At 48.6% G+C, this 10,281-nt stretch carries 8 protein-coding genes and 1 pseudogene; 2 read left to right on the top strand and 7 right to left on the bottom strand.

Annotated elements, in window-relative coordinates; genetic code table 11:
- Positions 1-198 precede the first annotated feature (198 nt).
- Both K4A83_RS20435 and K4A83_RS20430 read right to left on the bottom strand, forming a co-directional pair.
- Entirely contained in the window at positions 199-1,923 is a 1,725-nt protein-coding gene (locus K4A83_RS20435) for a helicase HerA domain-containing protein (RefSeq protein WP_407810254.1), read from the bottom strand.
- A 282-nt stretch (positions 1,924-2,205) separates the two neighbouring features.
- The gene (locus K4A83_RS20430) at positions 2,206-4,113 is read right to left on the bottom strand and encodes a GTPase family protein (protein ID WP_265266545.1); all 1,908 of its coding nucleotides are present in this window, start codon (positions 4,111-4,113) and stop codon (positions 2,206-2,208) included.
- A 98-nt stretch (positions 4,114-4,211) separates the two neighbouring features.
- Here K4A83_RS20430 and K4A83_RS20425 point away from each other — a divergent pair, with 98 nt between their 5' ends.
- Entirely contained in the window at positions 4,212-5,231 is a 1,020-nt protein-coding gene (locus K4A83_RS20425; RefSeq protein ID WP_265266544.1) for a S1C family serine protease, read from the top strand.
- Here the strand turns inward: K4A83_RS20425 and K4A83_RS20420 are convergent.
- The 4 genes from K4A83_RS20420 to K4A83_RS20405 all read right to left on the bottom strand — a co-directional run bounded on the left by K4A83_RS20420 (position 5,228) and on the right by K4A83_RS20405 (position 9,512).
- Positions 5,228-6,289: an aromatic ring-hydroxylating dioxygenase subunit alpha gene (locus K4A83_RS20420; protein ID WP_265266543.1), complete on the bottom strand. Its 1,062-nt coding sequence runs from the start codon at positions 6,287-6,289 to the stop codon at positions 5,228-5,230. The genes K4A83_RS20425 and K4A83_RS20420 overlap by 4 nt on opposite strands.
- Before the next feature lie 100 nt (positions 6,290-6,389).
- Positions 6,390-7,127, bottom strand: coding sequence for a LuxR C-terminal-related transcriptional regulator (locus K4A83_RS20415; RefSeq protein WP_265266542.1), 738 nt, complete (start codon positions 7,125-7,127; stop codon positions 6,390-6,392).
- A 93-nt stretch (positions 7,128-7,220) separates the two neighbouring features.
- Complete coding sequence (locus K4A83_RS20410; protein WP_265266541.1) at positions 7,221-8,444, bottom strand: sensor histidine kinase; 1,224 nt, start codon at positions 8,442-8,444, stop codon at positions 7,221-7,223.
- Between the two features lie 165 nt (positions 8,445-8,609).
- Positions 8,610-9,512, bottom strand: a complete 903-nt coding sequence (locus tag K4A83_RS20405; protein WP_265266540.1) for a glutaminase — start codon at positions 9,510-9,512, stop codon at positions 8,610-8,612.
- A 147-nt stretch (positions 9,513-9,659) separates the two neighbouring features.
- On the opposite strand from K4A83_RS20405, the gene K4A83_RS20400 reads away from it, so the two are divergent.
- Positions 9,660-9,854, top strand: a complete 195-nt coding sequence (locus K4A83_RS20400; RefSeq protein WP_265266539.1) for a hypothetical protein — start codon at positions 9,660-9,662, stop codon at positions 9,852-9,854.
- Between the two features lie 275 nt (positions 9,855-10,129).
- Here K4A83_RS20400 and K4A83_RS23685 read toward each other — a convergent pair.
- Positions 10,130-10,281 (bottom strand): annotated as a pseudogene (locus K4A83_RS23685) (RNA-guided endonuclease TnpB family protein); the annotation flags it as partial.

The raw sequence follows: 10,281 nt of genomic DNA, 5'->3' as shown, positions 1-10,281 counted from the left end.
ACGGTAGGGCATACCGGAACTCACGCTTGGGGAGAGATTCCCTCTGGCTTGGTTGGATACGTCCTGCCAAGTTAAGGAAACTCGTTGAACCAAGAATCCCTCGCTTTTAGCGATGGGAGTGTCAATACTCACCCAAGCCCTAAAGAACGGGGGATTCTTTGCAGGAATAGGGAAAATACGGTTGTAGCAAGCCCCAAGCTAAAAGCCTAAATCAGCCTTGGCCGCATCGGCAGCCGCGAAAACCTCATGATCTGGTAATTCTTGCCAATCCGTTGAACCAATTTCCTGATAAAACTGTGCATCGTAGGGACGAGTTTGCACCACCACAGGCATGGGAACAGCATGACCTAAAATTAAGGCCTGTTGTTTAGAGTCCAATTTCGCCAAAACCGATCTTAAACTTTGGCCCCCAGAAACTCCCGTAAAAATCGCATCAATATCCTTGTCGTCGTTTAATAAACAAGTGATGCGGGTCCCAATTTGAGACATCACCTCATTATCAATGCCCGAGGGTCGTTGGTCTACCACTAAAAGAGTGACAAAATATTTGCGCATTTCCCGGGCAATAGTGCCGAAGATGGTTTGATGGACAATGCTGGAGTCTAAAAAACGGTGGGCTTCCTCAATGGTGATCACTAATTGCAGGGGTCGATCTTGGGGGTTTTTGGAGCGTAAAAACTGCTCAGATTTGGTGACGTAACTTTGGTGAATCCGACGGGTGATCATGTTGGTGGCCAACATATAGGAAAGCAGGTTAGACTGGGAACCAAATTCAATGACAACGTGCTTGCCTGCGTTGAGGGATTGGAGGACTTGATCAATGTAATTGTGGGGACAGGTGTTTTTGATGTATTTGAGGCTGTCGAGGCGCATGAGTTTCCGTTGCAGCGCCATGATTGACCCGGTGTGACCTTGTTTCGTTTCGCAGAATTCCCGGATTTCTTCGTTGGTCATGTTGAGGAGGTTCACAATCCACGATTTGCCGAAGTCGGCGGCGAGGATGTTGGCGTTGTCAATGCTGGCATCGGATAATCCAAGTTCATGGCTGACTAAGCGTAGGTCTTCGATTTCGATTTGATCGTAGCTCAAATACAGTTCCTGAGCATCCCGAACGCCTCGTCTGCGGGTGGATTGGGGGTCTAGGGTGTAAATCTCCACTTGGCCGGGAAAGAGTTGGCGCAGTCCTTTAACGGTGCTGATTTGTTTACCTTCCTGCATGGCTTCCCAACCATATTCGGAGTGCATATCAAACATCAGGTTGACGGCGGCTTTTTTGCGGATAATGCCGGAAATCAGGAGGCGGGTGAGGAAGGATTTCCCGGTGCCGGATTTGCCGAAGATGCCGTTACTCCGTTCCACCACTCGATCTAAGTTGAGACAGACGGGAACATCCATGTCTAGGGGTTTACCGACGGCGAAGTTTTTGCGCTGGGGGTCATCTTCCCAACCGAAGACAATGCGAAAGTCGTTCTCGTTGGCTTCGTATACTGGGCTGAAGTGACTGGGGATGGTTTTGACGGGGAGGAGGAGAACGTCGCTGTTGCTGTTGGGGGTGAAGGAGGCGAGGGGACTTTTGCCGTTTTGGGTTTGGGGAATGGCGAGTCCGGTGGGGAAGGTGTTGGGGCGTTCGTCGGGGGTGAACATCAACATGGGGGAGAGGTTGATGGTGCCGTAGGTGCCGCCTCCGGCGAGGACTTCCCGTAAAAAGTCGTCTTCGAGACTGGGGGGATTGACTAAAATGCGAGGGTTGGCGGTGCCAAGGGAAACGTCGGTCAGGAGACAAAAGAAGCGCGATCGCACCCCCTGAATCACCAGGAATTTTCCGACTCGCATATCTTCTACGGAAACATCTGCATGAAGACGGACTTCTAAACCTTGACTTAATGACCCCTGAATCACGGAACCTAGGGGTTGTTCGATAATACTCATGGATTTTTTGATGGGATCAATCTGTCCCGAGGGGGATGGCTAAAGGTTAAGAAATCAGAAAGAATGTCTGTTGAGAAGTTACATCACCATTGACAGAGCCAATCCTCCTCATTTATACCTTTGGAAGGGGGGGCTTTTTTTTGTTTATTGTTGGCGATTTTTGATGGCTTGTCAAGGGGAGAGGGTCGGGTTGGGTCGCAAAAGTAGATGGGGTTAATCCCTTGGCTAACTGTTTGTTTTTCCCCTCAATGCTCCGGGTCGGGAAACGCGAGCATTTTAGGGAAAATTTTTCAGATAATATTGATAACGCTGTTCGGTTTGCTCTAAGCTTAAGGGTTGAGTCCAATACTCTACTAAAGCATGACCAAATGCCCAAGCTTCTTGGTCGGGTCGAGCATTATTTTCTAATAATAAAGGCCACAGGGCTAAGAGATCAAAAGAGGGGCTTTTAGTGTTTTTACTCCCTAATAAATTATAAAGATCATAGGCCAGTTGTAACTTACCAATGACCACAGGTAACTGTTCTACGGGGATCTGTTCGGCGAGTAAATAGGCTAGGGCCGGAGATCCGGTGGTCAGGGTGGAGAGAAACTGAAGAATGGGGCTTTTTAAGAGGGCGGTGAGGCCTTGGGTGGTGGTCATTTGTAGGGTGTAGCGGTCGATGAGTTTGGCGGTAGCAATGATCCGGGTTTCGCGATCGCGCAAAAAACGGGCCAGCCGGATTTGTTGGGTGGGTGCGATCGCCTCCCACAAGATCACGGACAGGGTGTCAATATTCCAAGGGCTGCGCCCAGTCTGCCAATCTTGAGTCACCACAGGCAGGACTTGCCCACAAAAGGCTGCCAACTGTTCCCCCCGGTATTGGGTCGCGGCGCGGATATTTTTTTCCTTGGGGCGATCGCCATTTTGCCAATCATAGGGCGGCTCCCACTCCCGCAGAGGGCGCAACTTGTCCACCTGGGTCACTACCCCCAAAATGGGTAAATCCGAGGCCGTGGCGTGAATCTCCTGCAATAAATCCCCATCCATTTGCAGCGCCGGATCCAAGGCCGGAGTCACCAACAGCAACAAATCCGACTCCTGGGCCGCCTCTAACACCCAAGCCCGAAATTCCCGTTGGTTCACCTGTTCGTAACCCGGTGTATCCCACAGCGTTAGACTATCCCCTTGGGGAGTTTCCCAGTGATAACTTTTAATTTGATCCGTACTGGGTAACACATCCACCTCCCCCTGTTCCGACTCAAACAAGCTGTTAATCAAGCTCGTTTTCCCCGCCCCCGTGCGCCCCATAAACAACAAATTTAAGGGCTTTTGCTCTAGGCGTTCCGTCGGTTCGGCCGCCTCTAAAATCGCCTGTAAGGTGGTCGTTTTCGCTTTAGCCAGACCGGGGGGAGGGGCGGCCGTTTCCAGATTCGGAACCCCTTGTCCCCCATAGAGTGCCGCCGCTTGACGGGCTAAATTGCGCAGCGCCGTTTCTCGCACCATTTGCCCCAAATTGACCAGCAATTGCTGAGTCGCCTTTTGATTCGTGCCTTGACTAGCCATCCGAGCCGCCGCCGCCGCCGGATTGAGCAGCCATTGCGCCCAATTCCACACCCGCAAGGCTTTCCGGGCAGAAGGTTCTAATTTTTGATAGAGGGCATAGGCTTGATAAGCTTGTCCCACTGTCACTTGATTTAAAGCGGGGCTTAACTGCTCCATCCAACAGTCCACATCTTCAACCGTACTGCGCATTAAACCGTAGGCTTGGGGGATGTAGATATTGAGAATCGGATATTGTACTTCGGGATGATAAACTTGCGCCACCTGCACCACCACCTCCCGGCAGCGTTCCCAGAAGGTCGCCATATCCTCCCAGAGCGGGCGATCGCTTTGCGCTTGGGCTAAAATACCTTGTAGGACTCGTTCCACCTGTTCCAGAGCCTGATCTCGGCCTTCTGGGGTGAAGGTGGGAGAGTCTAGACTTTGTTCCCAAGCGACTAGAGGCGTTTCGAGGGAGCTAGGCAGGGGTTTAGTCCACCGGACTAATAACCAACGCCAGCCCACGAGCAGGAGGGTAAAAACCGCCCAAATCCAATTCAGCCGCCAATCGTGGATTTGTGTTCCGGCGGCAATGAGTAGGAACAGAACAATCACGGTAATGGGCGTGATTAAAACAATCCATTGCCAAGGTTTAAGTCGCATAGTTCAATCCGGGGAACAGTTGATTCATTGTAACCATCAGAAAAATTAGCATCAAACCATCCAGCGCATTCCTAAACAATGTGGGAAGAGTTAGAGTCATGAAACCTGCTTATTTATTCGCCTGTGCCTTATCCTGCTGTTTAGTAGCAGCCCCCCCTGTGGGTAAAGAATCGAGCTGGGCCGCCCTCAGCTTTGCCCAGCCCAGCTTTGCCGCTACCCCTAAATTTAATCCCACGGAACAGACCCGGATTCAGGTGTACGAGAAAGCCAGTCCGGCCGTCGTCACCATTGACACGGGCAATGGTTCGGGGTCAGGCAGTATTATTCAGGAACAGGGCTTAGTTTTAACCAATCATCATGTGGTGTCCGGGGCGAGACAAGGAGTGGTTTTAGTGATCACGGCCGATGGTCAACGCCATCGTGGGCAAGTGTTAGCCTTAGACCGTCGAAATGATTTAGCTTTAGTCCAAATTATTGCCGATCGACGGTTTCCCACGATTCCCTTAGCCACTTCCCGAGAGATTCGTGTCGGTCAGGAAGTTTATGCTATTGGCAGTCCTTTTGGACTAGCCGGAACCTTCACCACCGGAATTTTAAGCCGCATTGCCCCCAATGGCGACTTACAAACCGATGCGGCGATTAATCAGGGCAACTCCGGGGGGCCGCTCTTGAACTCCCAAGGCCACTTAATTGGGGTGAATAAGGCGATTTTAAGCACCGGTGGGGGGAATATAGGGATCGGCTTTGCCACCAGTGCAGAAGCGGCTCAGGGCTTTATTAATCAACACCGCGATCGCATTGCCCAAGCCCGCAACGCCGCCCTTGAATTGGCCCGACAACCCCAACGGCAACCCCAAGCGCGCCCCCCGGCTCCGAGTCGTGACAGTCGCCACAGTTTAGGCATTGCCATCACTTCTGATTTAGTAATCCAACAGGTTCAACAGGGTTCTCTGGCGGCTCGTTTGGGCTTACGACCGGGCGATCGCATTGTTGCCATTAACCGCCGTCGTGTGTATGACATTCGGGATCTGCTCTCCTTCCTGAATAGTCGTCCGGGAGGGGCTGAGATTACCTTTGCTCGCGATCGCCGTCTCGCCACCGTACAAATCCGTTTTTAATCGACCTGCTGCTCAAATTGACTCTGAATTAACCGTTGAACAGCACTTACAGTCCGGTTTAATTCAAAATTGCGCTGCTCAGGATTTTTCAGGTACGCGGCCTGTTCTTGCTCAATCATTTCTACATCTTGAACCACTAACCCGTCAAGGAGCTTCTGGGCGGATCCAAATAAACTATCTTTAACAAACTTCCTAAAGGGAATCGGCAGTTTATGCAGCCGCCAAAAAGCATTTAATGAGGTGAAATGGATTAAATAAGCGCGGGTGTGGGTTTCATTCACCGGACAAAATAAACAATAGATTTTGAAATCTTGCCCTAGGGTAGAATACCAATGAGGATATTGGTATGTCACCGTTAACGGCTCAGGATGAAGACGACGTAAAGCGGGAAAAAAGAGTTGAGAAATTGACCAAATTTTATCAATTTTGTAGTAGCTTTGAGCCTCATAAAGAGCCGTCACCTTGCCGGGTTCTTCTGTTAAGTTCTCTAATTTAGCCGATGCCCAAGCTTGGTAGTTATCATGTAAATGTCCATGATACATATCCATTAAGTTTTCAATTAAAAAAGAAAAGTGACCCTGACAGTCAATTAGAGAAACTGTAGCAATATAGTTGAGATGATCCCATTCAGGAACACCCATTAATTCAACTTGAGTGGCATCTTGATCACCGGGAAACAACCAGACAAAACCATCTTGTTCTTGGACGGGATAGGTTTTGATTTTACACTGGGGGAGTTTTTGATTAGCGGCTAAATAGGGGACTTCTGCACAATGACCTTGGGCATCAAATTGCCAGCCATGATAAACACATTCTAGATAGTCTCCCGTCACTTTCCCGGTACTCAGTTGAACTTGACGGTGAGGACATCGGTCTTCGAGGGCGTGGATTTGACCTTGGGTATCCCGATAGACAACGATTTTTTGTTTCCACAAGGTAATCCCTAAAGGCTGGGTGCTGACTTCTGGACTGCGGGCGACAACATACCAATGATTAGGATTAATGGGACAAGCCCGAAGGTGTGGAGTGGTTGCACTCCTGGGGGAGACTGAAATCATGTGGATCTAAAATCAGGGTACTCCGTCATTTTGCCATAGTCGTTGGGGGAAGGGTGGGTTGATCAATTGAGAATTGATAATTGATAATGAATCAATACAATTATGACCCTTCAGTGCTGACTAAACCCAATTTCAAGGCTTTAACGATGGCTTGGGTACGGCTTTTTACGCCGAGTTTCTCGAAAATACGGGTGAGATGGGCCTTGACGGTGGCCACGGTAATATAGAGTTTTTGGGCGATTTTATCGTTGGAAACCCCTTCGACTAAGAGATTTAGCACTTCTTGCTCTCGTTCTGAAAGGTGAATGCTGGATTTTTGGGGTAAGGAACGCCCTCCATAGAAATGGAACAGTCGGAAAAATGATGTGGCTACTTCTGGACCGAGATAAATTTGTTGGTTGAGGATGGTTAAAAGGGCGGGTAAAAGTTGATCGGCGACTCGATCTTTTAGCACATATCCGGCGGCTCCGGTTTGCATGGCGCGAAAGATGATCTGTTCTTCTCGATGGCCAGATAACACTAGCACTTTACCGGGGTAGTGGTGACTGGTTAGGTCGCGTAAGGTGTTGATGCCATCTTCTTGTCCGGAGGATAGTTCCATGTCGAGGATGGTGATGGCGGGGTTTTGTTCAAGGGCGACATGGATGGCCTGTTGGGGGGTGCCGGCTTCTCCGACGACTAAAAACTGGGTTTTTCCCCCGGTATTGTAAAAGTCTAGGAGGATGCGTAATCCTTGGCGAAAGGGCTGATTATCGTCTACTAATAAGAGCGAAATGGTTGGGGGTAAGGTGGGGGAATGATCGGCATGGGTTGGGGGAGGATTGACTGTAGAAACCATCGATTTTAAAGTTGTGAAATGTTAAGTTTCTTGACTTAAGTTTAAAAAACTTAAGTTTTCTTGAAATTAGGTTTTTTGACTAAGTTTCTGAACTTAGTGGGTCTGGCGATGGTGTAGGGGTAAAACAAAGGAAAATTGCGCCCCTCCGTCGGCTAAATTACTTGCCCACAGTCGCCCTTGGTGATCGAGAATGATTTTCTGTGCGATCGCCAATCCTAAGCCTTGTCCTCCAGCACGACGAGAATAAAAGGGCTGGAACACACGGCTGACCTCATCTGGACTCAGACCACAACCCCGATCCCGAATTTCAATTAAGACCTCATTTTTAAAGACCTGCCAGTTACAAGTAATTATTTCTTCAACGGGACTAAAATGAATGGCATTGCTCAAGATATTATCAAAAACTTGTTTAATTTGCCACTGATCAACGGGAATGATTACGGGCTGCTCAGGATAGTCTACTTCAATTTTTTTTTCTTCTAAAAAGGGATATAAACCTTGTAAACTATTGAGTAAAATTGTGCGTATATTATAGGGGGCAATTTGTAAATTAGCCTGTTGTCCACAATAAAGTAAATCGGTTAAGTGTTGGGTTAAATCATGGACGGTATCCCGAATAACCATGGCCTGTTGACTCAAGCGGGACTCTTCGGCTAATCCTAAGCGCAGGGTTTCGGCAGAAAGGGCAATTAAGCCTAAAGGGTTGCGCAGTTGATGTTCTAGGCGCTGAATAACTTGTTCTAAGAGGTTAATCTTGGCCTGTTGTCTCGCTTCGGTTTGATAAAGGGTTAAGTAATAGCTAATCAGTTTGCCCTGTTGTTGGAAGATGGTGCTTTGAGGGGGAGTTAAGGGGGCTTCTAAGAGCAACAGGAGGTATTCTAAATAGGGTTTGAGGGAGTTGAGGGGATAGACATAGCCCCAGACTCCCTCTGCGCTGGGAATGGGGATGATATTCTCTGCGATTTGTCGTGTAGGCCAGGGATTCTCTGGATTATCGGGCAAGTCGAGGAATTCCTGAGTGAGGAGTTGCCGGGTGATGAATTCGCTTAACTCAGGATTGGAGGGGGTGGGATGGGTGACGGAAAGGCGATCGCCTGTTTGTGGGTCGTGATAGACTAACAAACTACTAATAATGGGCAGGGAACGGGCTAATTGTTGCACCAATAGGCAATAAACCCCTTGTAGATCAAAACTCGATGGGATAGACGTGAACTCATCTGGAGAAGCTGGGCAATGGGGCGCAAAAGATGGCGATCGCCTCCCGGAACCTTGATCTGCATCAGAGGGATCCATGAATTCAAAGAGATTTTGTGTCATATGCTACCAAGCTAAGTAATCATCCTAGAAGCATTTAGCTGAGAATGAATTGCCTTTCAGTATTTTTTTAGATTTTTAGCTTCTTCCCCAAGAAGCCCCACGTCTGACCCGATAGGTAATAAAAAGCCGTCCTGAAGGACGGGGCTTGTATCCCATTATTTTCGGTCAAATATTCCGGATGTGTTGCACGAAGGTTTCCACCCACCATAAACCCGCGATAGAATGCCCCTGTTCGTTCAAGGGAGGGCTGTAACAAGCGATGACTCCGGTTTGGGGAATCACCCCTAAAACGATACCACTCACCCCAGATTTTAGGGGAATGCCCACTCGTTGAGCAAAGTGGGGGGAGTCCTCATAGAGTCCACAGGTGAGCATGATTTCTAATACCTGCTCACAATGTTGAGGCGCTATGCTAGGGGGGGGCTGAATTAACATCATCCCTAACTGACTAATGTCTGCGATCGCACCGGAAAGACAGCACACTTGTTGATAGGTGTCAAGGGACTGTTCTGGCTTTTGGAGATACCCCGCTTGGGTTAAAGTTTCGACTAACTTCAAATTGCGGAGATTGGGATGCGATCGCACAGAGTCTAACACCCCCTCATCTAACCTTAACCCACAACCTGCCCCCTCATTTAACCACAAACGAAAACGCTCGGTTCGTTCTGTGGCAGCATTTCCGGGCATTAAATCACATAATGCGATCGCCCCACTATTTAACATCGGGTTACGGGGAAATCCCCCATCCGCCACCAACTGTTCCCAAGAATAGTAAGGTTGATCCGATGGACTCATCCCCACCCGTTGCCCGAGAATTTCTACCCCCACCTCTTGCAAAACATATAACAACACAAAAGGTTTAATGACACTCATCAACGGGAAACGTAACGTTACATGACCAACCTGATAAACTTCCCCCGCCACCCCTTGTAAACAAACAGCCCCCCCACAAGGATCTACCGCCGCCAATTGAGGAATATAAGTCGGCAAATGTCCATTTTGACTCAGCTTCAAGCCTTCATCTAGCCATTTTTGCAGTTGTTCAGTCGAGATAGAAAGAAAAGACAAGGGCTTTTAAAATCACGATCTTTGCAAAACGTTACTTACAATTCAGTTTACATTTCCCCGTTCACAAAAAATCGTCGCTTATAATACAGAAAATAATTTCTGTATATTTAGTCACAAAACTTTAAACTTATCGGGAAAAACAAAACTATGGACATCCCTCCTTTTGCCTCTTGTCCCCTCATCCAAAGTTTTTGGCAGCGTCTCAAACCCGGAACCTGGATTATGTTAGAAGACCTACCGAGTTCTTTCGCAGGGAATCAAGCCCTATTACTCTGTCAAATATCGGAGCAAGAGTGGTTAACGTGGGTACCGAATCATGGCGAGTATTATTTAGTCTTTTGATGGAGATGTCCCCTTGCCTTGTGCCTCCCCCCCAATCTTGACAAGTTAAGACCCAAAGTTAGAAGTCAAGAGCATCGGGAGTCGGGAATCAGTTTCGTAGTTGCGCTTGGGCGCCAAATCGGGAGTTCTGAACAAAACCGCTCGTCGAAAACCGAGAGGATTTGCTATAGTCCAAAAAGGTCGGTTGAAATCCCAACCCCTCACTTGTATCTGTACTATTACCCTTAAAAACTTGACATCCTCCGACCGTCCTAAAGGACGGGGATTCCTAAACCTCACGATTTAGGTTTCTGCTTCATGGCACCAGCCTTCACAGATTTACTCTGTTCGGGTCTTACGGTCGCTCCACAGACTGACACCGCTAGTCCAGCGGCCAAAATGTTCGCACTGGCATTAATATCCCGGTCATGGTTAACTCCACAACTCG

The sequence above is a fragment of the Spirulina subsalsa FACHB-351 genome, assembly GCF_026130165.1.
Taxonomy (GTDB): Bacteria; Cyanobacteriota; Cyanobacteriia; order Cyanobacteriales; family Spirulinaceae; genus Spirulina_A; species Spirulina_A subsalsa_A.
The sequence above is the reverse complement of the archived record's forward strand: the minus strand, read 5'-3'. Positions and strand labels throughout refer to the sequence as shown.